This is a genomic window from Rhodanobacter sp. G1, from assembly GCF_055397855.1.
Genome location: NZ_AP039674.1, coordinates 1,290,940 through 1,309,168, shown reverse-complemented (window position 1 = coordinate 1,309,168; position 18,229 = coordinate 1,290,940). Strand labels below are relative to the sequence as shown.

Annotated in this window: 19 protein-coding genes; 5 read left to right on the top strand and 14 right to left on the bottom strand. The window is 68.6% G+C overall.

The genetic code is table 11. The annotated features are described in order from the left end of the window. Positions 1-186: 186 nt before the first annotated feature. The 3 genes from ACZ5Z2_RS05930 to kynU all read left to right on the top strand — a co-directional run bounded on the left by ACZ5Z2_RS05930 (position 187) and on the right by kynU (position 3,091). Positions 187-1,209 carry an amidohydrolase family protein gene (locus tag ACZ5Z2_RS05930; protein WP_464761026.1) on the top strand — a complete coding sequence of 341 codons (1,023 nt, stop codon included), beginning with the start codon at positions 187-189 and terminating at the stop codon, positions 1,207-1,209. A 9-nt stretch (positions 1,210-1,218) separates the two neighbouring features. Further along, positions 1,219-1,737 carry a hypothetical protein gene (locus ACZ5Z2_RS05925; RefSeq protein ID WP_464761025.1) on the top strand — a complete coding sequence of 173 codons (519 nt, stop codon included), beginning with the start codon at positions 1,219-1,221 and terminating at the stop codon, positions 1,735-1,737. Positions 1,738-1,816: 79 nt separating this feature from the next. Next, on the top strand, positions 1,817-3,091 hold the full coding sequence (gene kynU, locus ACZ5Z2_RS05920; RefSeq protein ID WP_464761024.1) for a kynureninase: 1,275 nt from the start codon (positions 1,817-1,819) through the stop codon (positions 3,089-3,091). Positions 3,092-3,106: 15 nt separating this feature from the next. Here kynU and ACZ5Z2_RS05915 read toward each other — a convergent pair whose 3' ends face one another. From ACZ5Z2_RS05915 to ACZ5Z2_RS05850, 14 genes are all read right to left on the bottom strand, one after another. Then, a complete protein-coding gene (locus tag ACZ5Z2_RS05915; protein ID WP_464761023.1) occupies positions 3,107-3,463 on the bottom strand; it encodes a nuclear transport factor 2 family protein in 357 nt (118 codons plus the stop codon). Further along, entirely contained in the window at positions 3,460-4,728 is a 1,269-nt protein-coding gene (locus tag ACZ5Z2_RS05910; RefSeq protein WP_464761022.1) for a glutamate-5-semialdehyde dehydrogenase, read from the bottom strand. Before ACZ5Z2_RS05910 ends, ACZ5Z2_RS05915 begins: the two co-directional genes overlap by 4 nt. Then, a complete protein-coding gene (gene proB / locus ACZ5Z2_RS05905) occupies positions 4,725-5,876 on the bottom strand; it encodes a glutamate 5-kinase (RefSeq protein WP_464761021.1) in 1,152 nt (383 codons plus the stop codon). The genes ACZ5Z2_RS05910 and proB overlap by 4 nt, the downstream gene beginning before the upstream one ends. After that, the gene (locus ACZ5Z2_RS05900) at positions 5,873-6,232 is read right to left on the bottom strand and encodes a cupin domain-containing protein (protein WP_464761020.1); all 360 of its coding nucleotides are present in this window, start codon (positions 6,230-6,232) and stop codon (positions 5,873-5,875) included. Before ACZ5Z2_RS05900 ends, proB begins: the two co-directional genes overlap by 4 nt. A gap of 12 nt (positions 6,233-6,244) precedes the next feature. Next, positions 6,245-7,540 (bottom strand): argininosuccinate lyase, encoded by a 1,296-nt coding sequence (locus ACZ5Z2_RS05895; RefSeq protein ID WP_464761019.1) that lies wholly within the window; start codon positions 7,538-7,540, stop codon positions 6,245-6,247. Between the two features lie 122 nt (positions 7,541-7,662). After that, positions 7,663-8,631: an N-acetyl-gamma-glutamyl-phosphate reductase gene (gene argC / locus ACZ5Z2_RS05890; protein ID WP_464761018.1), complete on the bottom strand. Its 969-nt coding sequence runs from the start codon at positions 8,629-8,631 to the stop codon at positions 7,663-7,665. A 7-nt stretch (positions 8,632-8,638) separates the two neighbouring features. Further along, positions 8,639-9,973: an acetylglutamate kinase gene (locus ACZ5Z2_RS05885; RefSeq protein ID WP_464761017.1), complete on the bottom strand. Its 1,335-nt coding sequence runs from the start codon at positions 9,971-9,973 to the stop codon at positions 8,639-8,641. A 15-nt stretch (positions 9,974-9,988) separates the two neighbouring features. Then, the gene (locus tag ACZ5Z2_RS05880; protein WP_464761016.1) at positions 9,989-11,143 is read right to left on the bottom strand and encodes an acetylornithine deacetylase; all 1,155 of its coding nucleotides are present in this window, start codon (positions 11,141-11,143) and stop codon (positions 9,989-9,991) included. Continuing rightward, a complete protein-coding gene (locus ACZ5Z2_RS05875) occupies positions 11,140-11,580 on the bottom strand; it encodes a GNAT family N-acetyltransferase (RefSeq protein ID WP_464761015.1) in 441 nt (146 codons plus the stop codon). Before ACZ5Z2_RS05875 ends, ACZ5Z2_RS05880 begins: the two co-directional genes overlap by 4 nt. 150 nt (positions 11,581-11,730) lie before the next feature. Beyond that, positions 11,731-12,924 carry an argininosuccinate synthase gene (locus tag ACZ5Z2_RS05870; protein ID WP_464761014.1) on the bottom strand — a complete coding sequence of 398 codons (1,194 nt, stop codon included), beginning with the start codon at positions 12,922-12,924 and terminating at the stop codon, positions 11,731-11,733. 28 nt (positions 12,925-12,952) lie between these two features. Beyond that, positions 12,953-13,426 carry an OsmC family protein gene (locus ACZ5Z2_RS05865; protein WP_464761013.1) on the bottom strand — a complete coding sequence of 158 codons (474 nt, stop codon included), beginning with the start codon at positions 13,424-13,426 and terminating at the stop codon, positions 12,953-12,955. Then, a complete protein-coding gene (locus ACZ5Z2_RS05860) occupies positions 13,423-14,046 on the bottom strand; it encodes an FMN-binding negative transcriptional regulator (protein WP_464761012.1) in 624 nt (207 codons plus the stop codon). The genes ACZ5Z2_RS05865 and ACZ5Z2_RS05860 overlap by 4 nt, the downstream gene beginning before the upstream one ends. 9 nt (positions 14,047-14,055) lie before the next feature. Further along, entirely contained in the window at positions 14,056-15,063 is a 1,008-nt protein-coding gene (locus tag ACZ5Z2_RS05855; RefSeq protein WP_464761011.1) for an N-acetylornithine carbamoyltransferase, read from the bottom strand. A gap of 483 nt (positions 15,064-15,546) precedes the next feature. After that, a complete protein-coding gene (locus tag ACZ5Z2_RS05850) occupies positions 15,547-16,104 on the bottom strand; it encodes a glycine zipper 2TM domain-containing protein (protein ID WP_464761010.1) in 558 nt (185 codons plus the stop codon). Positions 16,105-16,277: 173 nt separating this feature from the next. Between ACZ5Z2_RS05850 and cysS the strand changes: the two genes are divergently transcribed. Further along, entirely contained in the window at positions 16,278-17,651 is a 1,374-nt protein-coding gene (cysS, locus tag ACZ5Z2_RS05845; RefSeq protein ID WP_464761008.1) for a cysteine--tRNA ligase, read from the top strand. A 54-nt stretch (positions 17,652-17,705) separates the two neighbouring features. After that, positions 17,706-18,164, top strand: coding sequence for a SufE family protein (locus tag ACZ5Z2_RS05840; protein WP_464761007.1), 459 nt, complete (start codon positions 17,706-17,708; stop codon positions 18,162-18,164). Positions 18,165-18,229 lie beyond the last annotated feature (65 nt).

Genomic DNA, 18,229 nt, shown 5'->3' with positions numbered 1-18,229 from the left:
GATCGGTTTCGCGCGGAGGTAACGTATTCGACGCTCCTCGTCCACTGCCGCCCCCTGCTTGCATCGCTCCGTGACGCAGTTCACAGATTGGGAATTATAGGCCAGAGCCGGAGACCTGTGCGTGCACCGCCGCACGATGTGCGCCTGCCGCACGACGCCCATGCCGCAAAGCCCTAAACTGGGCGGATGCTCAAGATCGACACCCACGCGCACATCCTGCCCAAGGACTGGCCGAACCTCGCCGCCAGGTTCGGCGACGAGCGTTTCCCGGTGATGACGCACACCGACGGCCGCCACCGCATCTACAAGGACGGCAAGTTCTTCCGCGAAGTGTGGGACTCCGCCTTCGACCCACAGACCCGCATCGACGACTACGCCCGCTTCGGCGTGGACGTCCAGGTGATCTCCACCGTGCCGGTGCTGTTCTCCTACTGGGCGCCGGGGCACCAGGCGCTGGAGCTGCACCGGCACCTCAACGACCACATGGCCGGCATCTGCCGGGACTTTCCGCGCCACTACGCGGGCATCGGCACCGTGCCGCTGCAGGCGCCCGAACTCGCCGTGCGCGAGCTGGAGCGCTGCATCGACGAGCTGGGCCTGCAGGGCGTGCAGATCGGCTCGCACTGCAACGACTGGAACCTCGACGCGCCGGAGCTGTTCCCATTCTTCGAGGCCGCCGCCGACCTCGGCGCCGCGGTGCTGGTGCACCCCTGGGACATGATGGGCATGGCCAGCATGCCGAAATACTGGCTGCCGTGGCTGGTCGGCATGCCCGCCGAGCAGGCGCGCGCCGCCTGCTGCCTCGCCTTCGGCGGCGTGCTGGAGCGGCTGCCGAAGCTGCGCGTGATGCTGGCCCACGGCGGCGGCAGCTTCCCGTGGACGATCGGCCGCATCGAGCACGGCTTCAAGATGCGCCCTGACCTGGTGGCCACCGACAACCCGCGCAACCCGCGCGAGTACCTCCAGCGCTTCTATTTCGACTCCTGCGTGCACGACGACCGGGCGCTGCGCTGGCTGCTGGATGTGACGGGCGTCCGCCAGGTGATGCTGGGCACCGACTATCCTTTCCCGCTGGGCGAACAGGTGCCCGGCGAGAGCATCGAGGCCCTGGGGCTGGACGATGCCGACCGCGCCCGCCTGTTCCACGGCACCGCGCTGGAATGGCTGGGCCTGCCCCTGCACCGCTTCGCGCCCGCTATCACCGCTTGAGGATTTCGCATGGATTTTCCGCGCAACGCCGTTGCCGCCCTCGTGTTCGCCATCGGCCTGTTCGCCGCCGCGCCCGCACCTGCCGCCGCCGTCAGCATGGCCAACGGCAGCGTGAACTTCAGCACGCCGGACGGCTGGATGGAGATCCTGGAAACCGACGGCGACCCGGAAGTGCGCGCGTTCGAGGTGCCCGATCCCTCGCCCACCGGCCAGGCCGTGCTGGCGCGCGTCACGGTGACGGTGAAGCAGGTGGGCAACCTCGCCGATTTCCGCGCCTACCAGAGCGAAGCCACCGCCAAGGCCACGACGCTGACGGGCTACAAGGCCGGCGCCGGCACCGACCCGGGCAACCTCAGCTACACCGCGCAGGAAGCCGGCGTCGCCTCCAGCTATCGCGAGCGCTACTGGTTCAAGGGCAACTACGCGATCCAGCTGCGCTGCGTGCGTCCCCAGCAGAGCCAGGCCGGCGCCGCCTGGATCGCCGCCTTCGACCGCGGCTGCGAGGCCGTCGCCGCGCAGCTGAAATAAACCCCTCCCTGCCTGCGGGGAAGGGCCGCGAGAGGGCTGCGCCGGCACGCGGCAACCCTCGACGTACACAGGATTTCCGATGTCTTCCGATTGCCAAGCCAGTGCCGAATGGGCGCAAGCCGCCGATGCCGCCGACCCGCTGCGCGCGTTCCGCGATGAATTCCTGATCCCGCCGCATGAGGGCCGCGACAGCGCGTACTTCTGCGGCAACTCGCTGGGCCTGCAGCCGCGCGCGGTGCGCGCCGCGCTCGCCGCCGAGCTGGACGACTGGGCGCAGCTCGGCGTGGAAGGCCACTTCAAGGGCCGCCTGCCGTGGATGGACTACCACGAGTTCGTGCGCGACCACCTCGCCGAAGTGGTCGGCGCGCAGCCGTCCGAAGTGGTGGCGATGAACACGCTGGGCGTGAACCTGCACCTGATGATGGTGAGCTTCTACCGTCCCACTGCCGAACGCCCCGCGATCCTGATGGAGGCCGGCGCCTTTCCCACCGACCGCTACGCGCTGGAATCGCAGGTGCGCTTCCACGGCTTCGACCCGGCCACCGCGCTGATCGAACTGCAGCCCGACGAGCCGAACGGCACGTTGTCGATGGCGGCGATCGAACGCGCGCTGGCCGAGCACGGTTCGCGCATCGCGCTGGTGATGCTGCCCGGCGTGCAGTACCGCACCGGCCAGGCCTTCGACCTCAAGGCGATCACCGAACTGGGCCACCGGCACGGTTGCACCGTGGGCTTCGACCTCGCCCACGCCGTGGGCAACCTGCCGCTGCAACTGCACGACAGCGGCGCCGACTTCGCGATCTGGTGCAGCTACAAGTACCTGAACTCCGGCCCCGGCGCGGTGGGCGGCGCCTTCGTGCACGAGCGCCATGCGCGCGCAGCGCTGCCGCGCTTCGCCGGATGGTGGGGGCACGACAAGTCGTCGCGTTTCCTGATGGGCCCCGAGTTCGTGCCCACGCCCGGTGCCGACGGCTGGCAGCTCAGCAATCCGCCGATCCTCGCGCTGGCGCCGCTGCGCGTCTCGCTGGAGATCTTTCACCGCGCCGGCATGGCGCGGCTGCGCGAGAAGTCGCTGAAGCTCACCGGCTACCTGGAATGGCTGGTGCAGAGCCAGCTCGCCGACGTGCTGGACGTGGTGACGCCCGCTGATCCCGCGCGCCGCGGCGCCCAGCTCTCGATCCGCGTGCTCGGCGGCCGCGAGCGCGGCCGCGCGCTGTTCGAGCACCTGATGGAACACGGCGTGATCGGCGACTGGCGCGAGCCCGACGTGATCCGCATCTCGCCCGCGCCGCTGTACAACCGCCACGCCGATTGCCTGAGGTTCGCGGAAGCGGTGCGTGACTGGGCGCGCTGAAAACCGGAGCGCGGGTCAGACGAGGTGCGGCTCGCCCAGCCTGAACCAGGCCCGCGCGATCCGGCCCGCCTCGACCTCGTAGATCGCCATCACCTCGACTTCGCCGCGTCCGTCGGGAAAGTTGCGCACGACCCGTTCGTGATCCACCACCATGGATCCGAGAGTCATGCGCTGCAGCAGCAGCCCGTGCAGATCCGGCTCCCGGAAACGCTCGGCGTGGCGCGCCCGCACCTGTTCGCGCCCTTCCGCCAGCAAGGTGTAGGGGAAGGCGTAGTAGCGGCAATCCGGCGCCCAGCAGCGCATGAAACGCTCGATGTCGCGCGCGTTGTAGGCGTCCAGCTGTTCCTGCACCACCGCTTCGGCGGCGCTCATGCGCCGGCCCTGCTGGCCGCGTGCCGCACCTGCCCCTCGCCGCGCACCACGAAGCGTTCGATGGTAAGCGACTCGGCTCCCATCGGCCCGTAAGCGTGCAGCCGCGTGGTGGAGATGCCGATCTCCGCGCCGAGTCCCAGCTCGCCGCCGTCGCTGAAGCGCGAGGAGGCGTTGACCATCACCACGGCGGAGCGGATCGCCTGCACGAAACGCCGCGCGGTGGCCTCGTCGCGGGTGGCGATGACCTCGGTGTGGTCGGAGCCGTTGCGGCGGATATGGGCGATGGCGGCGTCGAGGTCGTCCACCACGCGCACGGCGAGGATCAGGTCGAGGAACTCGGCGGCGTAGTCGTCGTCGGTGGCGGGCTTCGCATCAGGCACCCGTTCGCGGGTGTACGCATCGCCGCGCAGTTCCACGCCGCGCTCGCGCAACGCCTGCGCGGCGCGCGGCAGGAAGGCGGCGGCCGCGTCGCGATGCACCAGCAGCGTCTCCAGCGCGTTGCACACGCCGGGGCGCGAGGTCTTGCCGTCGATCAGCAGATCCAGCGCGAGGTCGAGGTCGGCGCCGCGATCCACGTAGAGGTGGCACACGCCCTTGTAGTGCTTGATCACCGGCACGCGCGCGTGCTCGGCGACGAAGCGGATCAGCCCTTCGCCGCCGCGCGGTATGGCGAGGTCGACGATGTCCGCCAGTTGCAGCAGCTCGACCATGGCTTCGCGGCGCAGGTCTTCCACCAGCGTTACCGCCGCCGTCGGCAGGCCGTGCGCGCGCAAGGCGTCGTGCAGCGCGGCGGCGATGGCGGCGTTGGAATGGATCGCCTCGGAACCGCCACGCAGGATCACCGCGTTGCCGGCCTTGAGGCACAGCGCGGCGGCGTCGGCGGTGACGTTGGGGCGCGCCTCGTAGATCATCGCCACCACGCCGAGCGGGATGCGCACGCGTTCCACCACGAGGCCGTTGGGCCGCGTCTCGCGGCGCGTGACCTGGCCGACGGGATCGGGCAATTCGGCCACCTCGCGCAGTGCGTCGGCGATGCCAGCCACGCGCGCCGGGTCCAGTCGCAAACGATCCAGCATCGCGCCCTGCACGCCCTTGGCGGCGGCCTGCGCCATGTCCCGCGCGTTCGCGGCGAGCACCTCGGCGCAGCGCGCTTCCAATGCCGCCGCCATGTCGCGCAACAACGCGGACTTGGCGTCGCCGTCCAGCGCGGCGATGGCCGGCGCCGCGTCGCGGCAGGCCGATGCAAGGGAACGGATCTCGCTCATGCCGCCATGCCTCCCGTGGTTTCGACCGCGACGAGGTCGTCGCGGTGCACCACCTCGCTGCCGTAGCTGTAGCCGAGCACCACTTCGATGTCGCGGCTGTGTCGGCCGGCGAGCCGGCGCACCTCGCTCGCGGCGTACTGGCTGAGGCCGCGCGCCACCGCCCGGCCGCCGGCATCGACGATCTCCACCAGGTCGCCGCGCTGAAACTCGCCCTGCGCGCCGGTGACGCCGCCCGGCAGCAGCGAGGCACGGCCACCGGCCAGCGCGCGCGCCGCGCCGTCGTCCACGCCGATGCTGCCCGCCGCGGCCGGCGCATGGCGCAGCCAGTACTTGCGCGCCTGCATGCGCGTGGTGGCGGCGTCGACCAGGGTGCCGCGCAGGCGGCCGTGGCCCATCGCATCCACCGTCGCCGCGTCGCGGCCGCTGAACAGCGCGGTGGGAATGCCCGCCGCCGCCGCCTTGGCAGCCGCCTCCAGCTTGGTGCGCATGCCGCCGGTGCCGACCGCGCTGCCGCTGCCGCCGGCCATCGCCAGCACTTCGGGCGTGAGCGCCTCGACCCGGTGGATCGGCGTCGCCCGCGGGTCGCGGCGCGGATCGGCGCTGTACAGCGCGTCGATGTCCGAGGCGATCAGCAGCAGATCGGCATCGACCAGCGCGGCGACGATGGCGGCGAGGTTGTCGTTGTCGCCCAGCTTCAGCTCGTCCACCGCCACGGTGTCGTTCTCGTTCACCACCGGCAACACGTCCAGCGCAAGCAGGCTGCCCAGCGTGGCGCGTGCGTTGAGGTAGCGGCGGCGGTTGCGCAGGTCGTCGTGGGTGAGCAGCACCTGCGCCACCGGCCGCGCGGCGAGCGACTGCCACAACGCGATCATCGGCGCCTGGCCCAGCGCGGCCAGCGCCTGCCGAGCGGCGAGATCGCCCGCGGCGGGCGCGTGCTCGCGCAACAGGGCACGCCCCGCGGCCACCGCGCCGGAGGAAACCAGCACCACCTGCCGGCCCGCGGCATGGCTGGCCGCCACGAAGCCGGCCAGCGCCGTGGCATAGCGCTCCGTCAGGCCACCGCCATCCGCGGCCAGCAGGTTGCTGCCGACCTTGAGCACGGCACGCCGCCAGTTCGGCAATGCCTGTTCCGGCAGGGGAGCGCTCATGGTGCCGTCTCCAGCGGTGCATCGATGCGGTCGCCATGGCTCTTCGGCGCCGACACCACCAGGAAGCGCGCGTCGGCGCCGCCCGCGTTGCGCATCTGGTGCGCCGCGCCTGGCGGCACATGCAGGCCCTCGCCGCGGCGCAGCCGGTGCAGCACGCCCTCCAGCTCCAGCACCGCCTCGCCTTCCAGCACGTAGAAGAACTGCCGCGCGTGCACATGCCGATGGCGCCGCTCGCTCGTGCCGGGCGGCATGCGCTCCTCGATCACGCTGAGGTCGTCGCCCTCAAGCAGGTGCCAGCCGTCGCAACCCTGCCCCCAGTGATAGTGCCCGGCATTGTGCGCACCGACCGCCGCCATGCTTTTCTCCGTTTAGACGTCCAGACGTCCAAGCCTAGCATGCAATTCATGCAGGCGAAGATCGTGCCCGGCACCCGGCGAGGTACGCTGCGCGAGGCTGGACTCGGGCGTGCGCCCCTGTCCTGCCGAAGCCGCCGTTTCGGCGGCGGCGCGGTACGCGTCGCGGAACGGCACGCCGGCGGCGGCCTGCTCGATCGCCACGTCGGTGGCGTACATCGCCGGCTCGATCGCCGCGCGCATCGCGGCCTCGTTCCATTCCATGCGGGCCAGCAGGTCGGGCACCAGCTCCAGCGCCATCAGGCCGTGGCGCACGCCGTGGAAGATCGAGCCCTTGGAGAACTGCAGGTCGCGCTGGTAGCCGGAGGGCAGCGACAGCAGCTGCTCGATCTCGGTGCGCGCGGCGGCCACGCTGGCGTAGCTGGCGCGCAGCAGCTCCACCACGTCCGGGTTGCGCTTGTTCGGCATGATCGAGCTGCCGGTGGTGTACTCGGCCGGCAGCTTCACGAAATCGAATTCGGCGGTGGTGAACAGCGACAGATCCCAGGCCAGCCGGCGCACGTCGAGCAGCCCGCCGGCGATGGCTTCCAATACCGCCATCTCGTACTTGCCGCGCGAAAGCTGGGCATAGACCGGCGACACCTGCATGCGCATGAAGCCGAGCGCGGCCGTGGTGTGCTCGCGGTCGAGCTTGAGGTTGACGCCGTAGCCGGCAGCGGTGCCCAGCGGATTGGCGTCGATCAGCTCGCGCGTGCCGCGGGCGCGGAAAGCATTGTCGATGAAACCCTCGGCGAAGCCCGCAAACCACATGCCGGTGGACGACACCACCGCGCGCTGCAGGTGGGTGTAGCCCGGCAGCGGGATCGCCGGCTGCGCGGCGCGTTCGAGGCAGACCCGTGCGATGGCGCGGCAATGCGCTTCCAGCGCTTCGAGCTTTTCCTTCAGCCACAGCCGCGTGGCGACCAGGATCTGGTCGTTGCGGCTGCGTCCCGTGTGCACGCGGCGGCCGGCGTCGCCCAGTCGTTCGGTGAGGCGCGCCTCGATGGCGGAGTGGCAGTCCTCGTAGCGCTCGTCCAGCACGAAGGTGCCGCTGCTGAAATCCTCCGCCAGCGCATCGAGCTCGCGCTTCAGCGCAGCCGCTTCGTCCATGCTCACCACGCCGATGTTCGCCAGCCCCTCCACGTGCGCCTTGCTGGCCGTGATGTCGTGCAGGAAGAACTCGCGATCCAGGATCACGTCGTCGCCGGCGAGGAAACGCATGATCCTGGCGTCGATCTGGACGCCGGATTTTTGCCAGAGGGGTTGGGTCATGGGTTTCGTGCCTGGAAAATGCGTTGCTGTCTCGAATCGTCATTCCGGCGAAAGCCGGAATCCAGTGACTTTGGTGGAGGGCACTGGATCCCAGCTTTCGCTGGGATGACGGCCATGAGGAATCAGAGCGGAATGGCGGTGTATTCGTCCACGCCGATCGCGCGGTTGACGTTCTGCATCGCCTGCGTGGCGGCGCCCTTGAGCAGGTTGTCCAGCGTCGCCACCACCACCACGCGCCTGCCGTCGGCCGACAACGCGAAGCCGCCGATCTCGGCGTGGTGCCGGTGCGCGATGCGGCTGACCCACGGCGCCTCGTCCAGCACGCGCACCAGCTTCTCGCCGCCATAGGCATGATGAAACCGCGCCAGTATCTCCTCGCGTTTCGCCGGCTTGGCCAGGTACAGGTTGGTGGTGACGGTGAGGCCACGGAAGTGCGGTGCCACGTGCGGCATGAACTCCACCGGCAGGCCGAGCTGGAAGCTGACTTCCTTCTCGTGCGTGTGGCCGGTGAGCGCGTACGGCATCAGGTTGTCGCGCAGCTTCTCGGGGTCGTTCTTGTCCGAGGGCGTGGTGCCCGCGCCGGAATAGCCGGAGACGCCGAAGCACCCCGGCGGTGCGGCCAGCAAATCCTTCAGCGGCGCGATGGAGAGTTCCATCGCGGTGGCGTAGCAGCCGGGGTTGCTGATGCGCCTGCTTTGATAGGTACCGTCACCTCGCCATTTGTCGCGGGTGAGTTCGGGCAGGCCGTAGTACCAGGCCTGGTCGAAGCGGTAGTCGGCGGAGAGGTCGACCACCAGCGTATCGGGCGCATCCTTGTCGATGGCCTCCACGTAGGGCGCGGCCTTGCCGTTGGGCAGGGCGAGGATCACCACGTCGGCGCGCTTGGCCGCCACCGCGGCAGGGTCGAGGTTCTCGTAGCGCAGTTCACCCGCGTAGGCGTCGCTGTGTTCGCTCACGCGCAGGCCGTCCAGCTCGCGCGAGGAGACGAAGGCCAGTTCCAGCACCGGGTGCGCCGCGATCAGGCGGATCAGCTCCGCGCCGGTGTGGCCGCGGGCACCGACGATGCCGATACTTTTTTTCTGCTGCGTCATATTGCTCTCATCCAATCAACGTCGGTTGCCGCTGCGCGCAATGCGCCACGCAGCGGGCGATGGTGTCGAAGTTGCCGTCGAGGCCGTACCAGAACACCTTCCACTTCTCCTGCTTGAAGCAACCTTCGGATTCGGCGTAGTAGAAGATGTTGACCTGGTTGCCGTGGCGCGAACGCCAGAACAGCTGCGGGTTTTCCTCGCGCATCACCTGCCACACCGCGCGGCCAAGTCCTTCGCCCTGCGCATCGTCGAGCACGGCGAACTTGTCGAGATAAGGCAGGCCCTGCCCTTCATCGGCATGTTCCATGGTGAGGATCATCGCGGCGCGGTAGTTCTCGCTCACGTAGATGCGGTACGGCGTGGTGCGCTCGAAGTAGTCGGGCACCAGGCCGCGGCCGAAGCTGGATTCGATCAATTCGCGCATGCGCGTCCGGTCGATGCCTTGCCACGAATCGAAGCGCAGCACCTTCTCGCCACGCCGCACCAGCGTGCCCGAGCCCTTGTGGGTGAACAGTTCCTTGGCCAGTTCGGCAGGACGCGTGATCGACACCGACGAGGTGAGCGGCAAGCCGTTCAGCAGGTCGGCGATCTGCTCGATCTTCAGGCGCATGCCGCCGTTGATCCACGGCTGCGCCATCAGGTGTTCGTACTCGGTGCTGAGGTTGATCGAATCGATCAGCTTGCCTTCGCCGTCGAGCAGGCCACCCGTGCCGGTGAGGAACACGATCTTGTACGGCTGCAGCATGCGCACCAGTTCGTTGGCGGCGACGTCGGCGTTGATGTTGAGGATCTGCCCCTCGTCGGTCTCGCCCAGGCTGGCGATCACCGGGATCGAGTTCGCGCGCAGGCTGGCCTCGATCGGCGCGAGGTTGATGCCCTCCACCTTGCCCACCATGCCCAGCGCCTCGCGGTCGAGATAGCTCGCGGTGAACACGCCCGAAGGAACCGCGGTGGCGCGCGTGTCCATCGCCTGCAGCGCCTCGACCAGCTTGAGGTTCTGCTGCATGAACACCTTGCGCACGATGCCCAACGCCTTCGGCGAGGTGACGCGCAGGCCGTTCACCGTCTGCTTGACGATGCCGGCGGCGGACAGCTCCTCGTCCAGCTGCGGGCCGGCGCCGTGCAGCACGATGGGCGTGAGGCCCACCTGCTGCAGGAAGGTGAGCGAGGAGGCGAGATCCTGCAGCTCGTCGCGCAGCACCGCGCCGCCCACCTTCACCACGGCGAAGCGCTTGGAATCCAGCTCGGAGAAACGCTTGAGGTACTGCTGGATTTCCTTCGCGCTGCCCATGCTCGACAGCAGGCGGACGATGGTTTTCCGTGTATGCGTATGGGTTTCCATGGTCATCCTTTGCGCTCATCCATGATCGCGAGAATCAAGAAGCGGCCTTCCATGACCGCACTTCTCAATGATGCGGTGGATGGTTTCGGCGTAATGCTGCAATTGCTCCAGCGCGACCCACTCGTCGGCGGTGTGCGCCTGCGCGATGTCGCCGGGGCCGTAGACGAAGGCGATGTAGCCGGCGGCGGAAAACAGCGAGGCCTCGGTCCAGAAATCCACGGCGTTGCCCACGGGGATTTCCAGCTCGTCGGCGAGATCGCGCGCGGCCAGCCGGCGCGCCTCGGCGGTGGCGGTGTCGCCCGCCGGCAGCGAGGGGCCGCGGAAGGTTTCCTCGAAATGCGCGGGCGCGGGTTCGACGAGCGTGCGGAAGCGTTCCAGCAGGCCGTCGGGATGCATCGTCGGCAACGGCCGCATGCCGAAGCGCACCTCGGCACTGGGCGCGATCATGTTGGCCTTGATGCCGCCTTCGATGCGGCCGATGTTGAAGCGCAGGCCGGTGAGCCCGCCGAAACGCTCGTGCGACTGCGCCGCCACGAAGTCCAGCGCGGCATCACCCCAGCGCACCGCCTGGTGCAGCGCGCTGTCGCTGGGCTTCTGCTCGCCCGAGGCGTGCCCGGCGTGGCCGGCGAAGCGCATCAGCACCGACTGGATGCCGCGATGGGCCAGCACAGCTTCACCCCTGGTGGGCTCGGCGACGATCACCGCCTGGTATCTCCCCTCTCCCAAAGGGAGAGGGGGAAAAGCGCGGAGGAAGGCGGCGATGCAACGCGGATCGTTCGCCTCCTCGTCCGTGGTGAACAGCAGCGCCATGTCGCCGTCGCTGGCGTTCGCCACCGCCAGCAGCGCCGCGGCGGCGCCCTTGATGTCGCAGGCGCCTAAACCAATGGCGCGATCCGCCGTCACGCGCAGCTCGTGCGGGCTGGCCGTCCACGCCGGTGAATCCGGCACCGTGTCCAGGTGCACGTTGAACAGCAGCTTCGGCTGGCCGCGCACCGCGTGCAGGCTCACCGCGCCGGCGCCGTGGTCGGTCACCGCGATGTCGAAACCGGGCAACTGCGCACGGATGTAGTCGAAGATGCCGCCGGTGGTGATCGCGCGCGGCGGGTTGCGCGTATCGAACGACACCAGCGCCTTGAGGTGTTCCAGTGTGGTTTGCAGCAGCGGATTCATGGATGGCCTGATGCCCTTGTGTAGACGTCCAGATCGAGTTTTTCCATCAAGGTCTGCGGCCGTGCGGGCGCGGCGAAACCGAAGCCGGCGTACAGGCCATGGGCGTCGCTGGTGGCGAGGCTGAAGCGTCGCAGGCCCTGCAATTGTGGATGCGCCATGACCGCCGCCACCAGCACCTTGGAATGGCCCTGCCCTCGATGCTCCGGCAGCACGAACACATCCGCCAGGTAGCCGAAGGTGGCGCCGTCGGTGACCACGCGCGCGAACGCCACCTGGCGTCCGTCGAGGTAACCGCCGAAGCACAGCGAGCCGGCGATGGCCCGTTCCACCGTCGCGCGCGGGATGCCGCGGCACCAGTAGGCCTCGCTGGAAAGGAAGCGGTGGATCAGCCCGATGTCGAGGCTATCCTTGTCCGTGGTTATTTGCAGGGTGCTCATGGGCTCGCTTGGCGAAGTTGCGGTTTCGGGACTTCCGTCATTCCTGCGCAGGCAGGAGGTGCTTTTCAACGGCCGAAGGGCTGGTCATCCAGTGCCTTTGCGCGTAGCCGCCAAGGTCGCTGGATCCCGGCCTTCGCCGGGATGACGGCGTTAGCTGCGATTGACCTCGGCCCACAGCGTGCTGCTCATGCCGAACAGCTTGATGAAACCCTCGGCCTCGGCCACGCCCCAGTCGGCCGACTGCGCGTAGGTGGCGCCCTTGGCGTTGAGGATGTGCTTCGACGCGATGGCCACGGCGTTGACCGTGCCGCCGTCCGTTTCCAGCGTGACCTCGCCGTTGACGGTGGACTGGCTGGAGGCGAGGAAGGCTTCCAGGTCGGCCTTCAGCGGATCGTGGAAGAAGCCCTCGTACACCACCTCCACCCACTTGCGCGCCACCTCGGGCTTGAAGCGGTTCTGCTGCTTGGTCAGCACGGCTTCTTCCAGCGCGCGGTGCGCGACGAGCAGCGAGACCAGGCCAGGCGCCTCGAAGATGATGCGGCCCTTGAGGCCGATGGTGGTGTCGCCGGTGTAGAGGCCGCGGCCCACGCCGTAGGGTGCGAACAAGGCGTTGAGCTTGGCCAGCAGCTTGTGGCCGGCGAGCTTCTCGCCGTCCAGCGACACGGCTTCGCCGTTCTCGAAGCCGATCTTCACCTGCAGCGGATGGGACGGCCATTCGGCGCGCGGCTTGCACCACGCGCGGGCGCCTTCGCCCGGCGCCTGCCACTTGTCGATCTCGCCGCCGGACATGGTGACGCCGAGCAGGTTCTCGTTGATGGTGTAGGCCTGCTGCTTGGCGCGCACGCCGAAGCCGCGCTCCTCCAGGAACTTCTGCTCGTAGGCGCGCGTCTGCGTGTGTTCCTTCTGGATCTCGCGGATCGGCGCCACGATCTCGTAGTCGCCCAGCGACTTCACCGCGAGGTCGAAGCGCACCTGGTCGTTGCCCATGCCGGTGCAGCCGTGCGCGATGGCGCGCGTGCCCAGTTCGGCGGCGCGCTGCAGCGCGACCTCCACGATCAGGTAGCGGTCGGACACCAGCAGCGGGTACTGGCCCTGGTAGCCCTCGCCCGCCCACACGAAGGGCTTCACGAAGCCTGCCCAGATCGCCGGGCCGCCGTCCACGGTGACGTGGCTGGCCACGCCCAGTTCCTTCGCGCGGTTCTCGATGAAGGCACGCTCCTCGGCGTCCACGCCGCCGGTGTCTGCGAACACGGTGTGCACGGCCCAGCCGCGTTCCTTGAGGTAGGGCACGCAGAAGCTGGTGTCGAGGCCACCGGAGAAGGCGAGGACGATGTCTTTGCTCATGGCTTGCGAATCCTGGTCGGGGAAGATGTCAGTCGGAAGAAACGACGATGCGCGGCTCGCAGCGCACCGGGAAATTCACGGAGTTGGCGATGAAGCAGGCGTGGTGCGCATCCTCGTGCGCGGCCAGCGCCTTGCCGGGATCGCTGCCGGCGCGGATGGCGACCCGCGGGCGCAACACGACTTCGGTGAAACGGCCGCCGTCGCCCTCGGTGACCATCGTGCCTTCGGCGCTGTCGTCGTAGGCGACGACCACCACGCCGGCCACGGTGGCCATGTGCAGGTAGGACAGCATGTGGCAGGTGGACAGCGCGGCCACCAGCATGTCTTCCGGGTTGTGCCTGGTGGCGTCGCCGCGGAAGCTAGGATCGGACGAGCCGGCGAGATCCGGCTTGCCGGGAATGCGGATCACGTGGTTGCGGCTGTAGTTGCGGTAGCCGTCGGTGCCGCTGCCGCGGTTGCCGACCCATTCCACGTCGACACGGTAGCGATGCGGGTGGTTCATGCCTTCGATTCCTCCTGCAGGGCCATCAGCGCGGCCAGCGCCGCGTCGCCATCGCCGTCGCGGCGGCGCAGGCCGGCGATCACGCCGAGGCGGTTGCGCTCGGGATGGTTCTGGCTGAGCTTGAACTTGCCTTCGATGCGCTCGATGGCGATCTCGATGCCAACGATGGCGCGCAGCAGCTTCTCGACGTGGTCGTCCGGCGCATCGCCGACGCGCCACGGCTGCGGTTCGGCGGCCTCGTGGTGGTCGGTCAGGCGCTCCAGCAGCGCACGCAGCCATGCTGCGTCCTCGACGACCTTCAGGCGGCCGCGCACATGCACCACTGCGTAGTTCCACGTGGGCACCTCGCGGTGCGTCTCCTGCTTGGTCGGATACCAGTTGGGGCTGACGTAGCCGTCCGGCCCCTTGAAGATCGCCAACACCTCTGCGCCATCCAGCCGCGCCAGCTCGTTGCCGCGCGCCACATGGCCGTGCAGCGCGCCGCCCACCCATTCCAGCGGAAGATGGTTGGCGACGACGCCGTCCGCCGCGCCCGCCACCACGGTGGCGAACGGGTAGTCGCGGATCAGCCCGTGCAGGGCTTCCGGACGCGTCTCGACGAACGACTTGGGCATGTACATGGCAGGCGCTCAGCGCTGGCCGACCAGCGATGCCATCACCGCCTTCTGCACGTGCAGGCGGTTCTCGGCTTCGTCGATGGCCATGCAGTACGGCGCGTCCATCACCGCGTCGGTGGCCTTGACGTTGCGGCGCAGCGGCAGGCAATGGCTGAACAGGCCGTGGTTGGTCAGCGCCATCTTGGCCTCGTCCACGATGAAGTGCTTGTGCGCCTCGCGGATGGGCTTCTCCTGTTCCCATCGGCCGAAGTACGGCAGCGCGCCCCAGCTCTTGGCGTAGACCACGTCGGCGCCGGCGTAGGCTTCCTCGATGTCGTGGCTGACCTTGAGCGAGCCGCCGTTCTGCTCGGCGTTCAGACGGCCAAACTCCATGTAGCGCTCGTCCAGCACGTACTCCGGCGTGGGGCACAACAGGGTCACGTCCATGCCCATCTTGGTGGCGATCAGCAACGCGGAGTTGGCCACCGCAGTGTTGAGCGGCTTGGGGTGGTAAGTCCAGGTGAGCACGTACTTCTTCTTCGTGAGGTCGCCCAGGTGCTCACGCAGGGCCAGCGCGTGCGCCAGTTCCTGGCAGGGATGGGTGATCGTCTCCATGTTGATCACCGGCACCGTGGCGTATTGCGCGAACGCCTTGATGACCTTGTCCTGGCGATCCACCGCCCAGTCCTGGAACTTCGGGAAGGCGCGCACCGCGATCAGATCCACGTAGCGCGACAGCACGCGCGCCACTTCGGCGATGTGCTCCTCGGTGTCGCCGTCCATCACCGTGCCCGGCTCGAACTCGATCGGCCACGCGTCCTTGCCCGGCGAAAGCACCACCGCGTGGCCGCCCAGCTGGAACGTGCCCAGCTCGAAACTGGTGCGCGTGCGCATCGAGGGATTGAAGAACAGCAGCGCCACCGACTTGCCGGCCAGCTGCGTGCCCGCGGGCGAACGCTTGAACGCGGCGGCCTGCTCCAGCAGCGCGTCGATCTCGGCGCGGCTCCAGTCCTGGGTGGTGAGGAAGTGGCGGATGGTCATGGTTCGGATCGCCCTCGGTGGAATCGCTCTTGGTGAATGGTCCGGCCATGACTGGCCGGCTTGCTGTTCGCGGACGGAGCCGCGCCTTTGTTGAAAGTCCGGCCATGGATGGCCGGGGTTTTGCGGACGGATCCGCGTGAAGTACAAGCCCAAAAACAAAAAAACCCGGCACGGTGGCCGGGTTTTTCGTCGATACGTGTGCAGCAGCGCGCGACAGCCTACCCGGCCGGATGTTCGTCCAGCGGTCGGCGCGCACGCGAAGTCATGCCAGCAGCCATGCGGGCGCTGGTCAGGACATTGGCGGTATAGACGGCTGTGGACATGGGTGTTCCAGTCGGGCGAGCCGCCATCATGACGGGATTTTCGCTGCCATGCAACATGCCATCGAAAGTGCGGCCGTGGATGGCCGTCCATTCGATTCTCGCGATCAAGGATGATCGCAAAGGCATAAGCGAAGGCGCCGCCCGGAGGCGGCGCGAATCGTCAATCGGCGGGAGTCACGCTCACCCGCACGCGCAGGCGCTCGCCGGGGTCGTAGTTCAAGCGCGATTCGTAGACCTCGCCGCGATAGCGGTACTCCACGTCGTAGCCCACGATCTGGCGCTGCTCGCTCACCGTGTTGACCATGGTGCAATTGGTCTGGGTGGTTTCATAGCTGCCGCCATGGTTGGAGACGCCGTTGCCCACCGCGCCGCCGGCTACCGCGCCGGCCACCGTGGCCGCGCGCCGGCCATCGCCCTTGCCGATGGTGCTGCCGAGCACGCCGCCCACCACCGCGCCGAGGATGGTGCTGGCCGTGCTGTTGCCGCGATCCTGGTGCACCACCTGCTGGTCGTAGCACTGCTGGCGCGGCACGTTGGCCTGCACCACGCCGTAGACCGGATCCACCCGGAGCACGTCGGCCCAGCCGAAGTGGGCGTTGTCGTCGGGCTGCGCGCCCGGCGGATATCCCGGCGGCGGCCCGGGGTAGCGCGCGTCCTGCGCCTGGGCACTGGCGGCAACCAGACCCAACATCAAGGTGGCAACAAGAAGCTTGGACATCGCGGACTCCAGACGGCATTTCAGGCGCAACTTCGGCGCATGGCCGATTGCAGCAAACAGACACTGAATCGCGGCTTAGAATTCCCGGGCTGCGACGCCATGCCGCCGTCCGCTTACTCCTTGTTAAGATGCACGGCTGGCCCGCAACCGCGGCCATTGCCCGGATACACGACATGCCGATTTCGCTCTACAGCAGCCTGACCCGCCGCACCGAAACCTTCGCGCCGCTCGATCCGCAGCGCGTGACGATGTACGTGTGCGGGCCCACGGTCTACAACTACGTGCACATCGGCAACGCGCGCGGCCCGGTGGTGTTCGACGTGCTGGCCCGGCTGCTGCGCCGGCATTATCCGAACGTGGTGTACGCGCGCAACATCACCGACGTGGACGACAAGATCAACGCCGCCGCGCTGGAACAGGGCGTGGGCATCGAGGCGATCACCGGCCGCTTCACCGCCGCCTATCGCGAAGACATGGCCGCGCTGGGCATCGCCCCGCCGGACGTGGAGCCCTGCGCCACCACGCACATCGGCCCGATCGTCGCGATGATCGAGCGGCTGATCGCCGACGGCCACGCCTACGCGGCGGAAGGCCACGTGCTGTTCGACGTGGCCAGCTACCCCGATTACGGCAAACTCTCCGGCCGCGACACCGATGAGATGATCGCCGGTGCGCGCGTGGAAGTGGCCCCGTACAAGAAGAACCCGGTCGACTTCGTGCTGTGGAAGCCCTCCACGCCGGAACTGCCGGGCTGGAACAGCCCCTGGGGTCGCGGCCGGCCTGGCTGGCACATCGAGTGCTCGGCGATGGCCGGGAAACACCTGGGCGAAACCATCGACATCCACGCCGGCGGCAACGACCTGCTGTTCCCGCACCACGAGAACGAGATCGCCCAGTCCACCTGCGCCCACGGAGGCAAGACCTTCGCGCGCTGGTGGCTGCACAACGGCATGCTCACCTTCGACGGCAGGAAGATGTCGAAGTCGCTGGGCAACGTGCTGCAGTTGCACGAGATGCTGAAGCACCATCCCGCCGAGGCGCTGCGCCTGCGCCTGATGAGCGGCCACTACCGCCAGCCGCTGGACTGGTCGGACGCCGCCATCGCGCAATCGGTGAACACGCTGGACGGCTGGTACCGCGTATTGCGCGATCTCGCCCACGTCGCGGTGGACAGCGCACAACTGCCCGTGCCCGATGCCGTCGAAGCCGCGCTGTGCGACGACCTCAACACTCCGCAGGCGCTGGCCGAACTGTCCGTGCTGGCCGACGCCGCGCGCGTGCAGGGCACGCCCGAGGCCAAGGCCGCCCTGCTCGGCGGCGGCGCCCTGCTCGGCCTGCTGCAGCAGGATCCCGAGGCGTGGTTCAAGCAGGCTGGCGGCCACGACGTCGACGCCGCCAAAGTGGAAGCGCTGCTGGAGGAACGCCGCGCCGCGCGCGCCGCGCGCGATTTCGCCCGCGCCGATGCGATCCGCGCCGAGCTGGTCGCGATGGGCGTGACCATCGAGGACGGCGCGCAGGGCACGCGCTGGAGCGTGGCCAAGGCGTGACCGCCATGGCGAAGGCATTTAGCGCATCGCCGGCATGCGCGCGATAATGTACGCATGAACGACATCGTCACCAGCAGCAGCGGCAGCGCCGACGGGGCGCAGCGCGAGATCGCCGAGGAGTTCGCCTACTTCAGCGAGTGGAGCGAACGCTACCAGTACCTGATCGATCTCGGCCGGCAATTGCCGCCGTTCCCGGAAGACCACAAGACCGAGGCCTGGCGCGTGCACGGCTGCCAGTCGATGGTATGGCTGGTGCCCAGCGGCGACGCCGCGCGCATGCACTTTGAAGCCGCCAGCGATTCGGCCATCGTCTCCGGCCTGATCGCGCTGGTGCTGCGCGTGTATTCCGACCGCCCGGCGGCGGAGATCGTCGCCACCGAACCGGACTTCATCCAGGCCATCGGCCTCGCCAAGCACCTGTCGCCCACGCGGTCGAACGGGCTGGCGGCGATGCTGGCGAAGCTGAAGGGCTATGCCGCTGCGGCGGCACAAGCCCAGGGAGCGAGTGGATAGGAGTGATGCGGGGAAAAAGGCAACGGCGTGTTGCACCCAGGCTCTTCTCCCGCTCCCCTTCCCTC

Bases quoted from the DNA above. Each gene is read 5' to 3' on its own strand.
- ACZ5Z2_RS05930 (WP_464761026.1), top strand. From the start codon at position 187: ATGCTCAAGATCGACACCCACGCGCACATCCTGCCCAAGGACTGGCCG.
- ACZ5Z2_RS05925 (WP_464761025.1), top strand. From the start codon at position 1,219: ATGGATTTTCCGCGCAACGCCGTTGCCGCCCTCGTGTTCGCCATCGGC.
- kynU (WP_464761024.1), top strand. From the start codon at position 1,817: ATGTCTTCCGATTGCCAAGCCAGTGCCGAATGGGCGCAAGCCGCCGAT.
- ACZ5Z2_RS05915 (WP_464761023.1), bottom strand. From the start codon at position 3,463: ATGAGCGCCGCCGAAGCGGTGGTGCAGGAACAGCTGGACGCCTACAAC.
- ACZ5Z2_RS05910 (WP_464761022.1), bottom strand. From the start codon at position 4,728: ATGAGCGAGATCCGTTCCCTTGCATCGGCCTGCCGCGACGCGGCGCCG.
- proB (WP_464761021.1), bottom strand. From the start codon at position 5,876: ATGAGCGCTCCCCTGCCGGAACAGGCATTGCCGAACTGGCGGCGTGCC.
- ACZ5Z2_RS05900 (WP_464761020.1), bottom strand. From the start codon at position 6,232: ATGGCGGCGGTCGGTGCGCACAATGCCGGGCACTATCACTGGGGGCAG.
- ACZ5Z2_RS05895 (WP_464761019.1), bottom strand. From the start codon at position 7,540: ATGACCCAACCCCTCTGGCAAAAATCCGGCGTCCAGATCGACGCCAGG.
- argC (WP_464761018.1), bottom strand. From the start codon at position 8,631: ATGACGCAGCAGAAAAAAAGTATCGGCATCGTCGGTGCCCGCGGCCAC.
- ACZ5Z2_RS05885 (WP_464761017.1), bottom strand. From the start codon at position 9,973: ATGGAAACCCATACGCATACACGGAAAACCATCGTCCGCCTGCTGTCG.
- ACZ5Z2_RS05880 (WP_464761016.1), bottom strand. From the start codon at position 11,143: ATGAATCCGCTGCTGCAAACCACACTGGAACACCTCAAGGCGCTGGTG.
- ACZ5Z2_RS05875 (WP_464761015.1), bottom strand. From the start codon at position 11,580: ATGAGCACCCTGCAAATAACCACGGACAAGGATAGCCTCGACATCGGG.
- ACZ5Z2_RS05870 (WP_464761014.1), bottom strand. From the start codon at position 12,924: ATGAGCAAAGACATCGTCCTCGCCTTCTCCGGTGGCCTCGACACCAGC.
- ACZ5Z2_RS05865 (WP_464761013.1), bottom strand. From the start codon at position 13,426: ATGAACCACCCGCATCGCTACCGTGTCGACGTGGAATGGGTCGGCAAC.
- ACZ5Z2_RS05860 (WP_464761012.1), bottom strand. From the start codon at position 14,046: ATGTACATGCCCAAGTCGTTCGTCGAGACGCGTCCGGAAGCCCTGCAC.
- ACZ5Z2_RS05855 (WP_464761011.1), bottom strand. From the start codon at position 15,063: ATGACCATCCGCCACTTCCTCACCACCCAGGACTGGAGCCGCGCCGAG.
- ACZ5Z2_RS05850 (WP_464761010.1), bottom strand. From the start codon at position 16,104: ATGTCCAAGCTTCTTGTTGCCACCTTGATGTTGGGTCTGGTTGCCGCC.
- cysS (WP_464761008.1), top strand. From the start codon at position 16,278: ATGCCGATTTCGCTCTACAGCAGCCTGACCCGCCGCACCGAAACCTTC.
- ACZ5Z2_RS05840 (WP_464761007.1), top strand. From the start codon at position 17,706: ATGAACGACATCGTCACCAGCAGCAGCGGCAGCGCCGACGGGGCGCAG.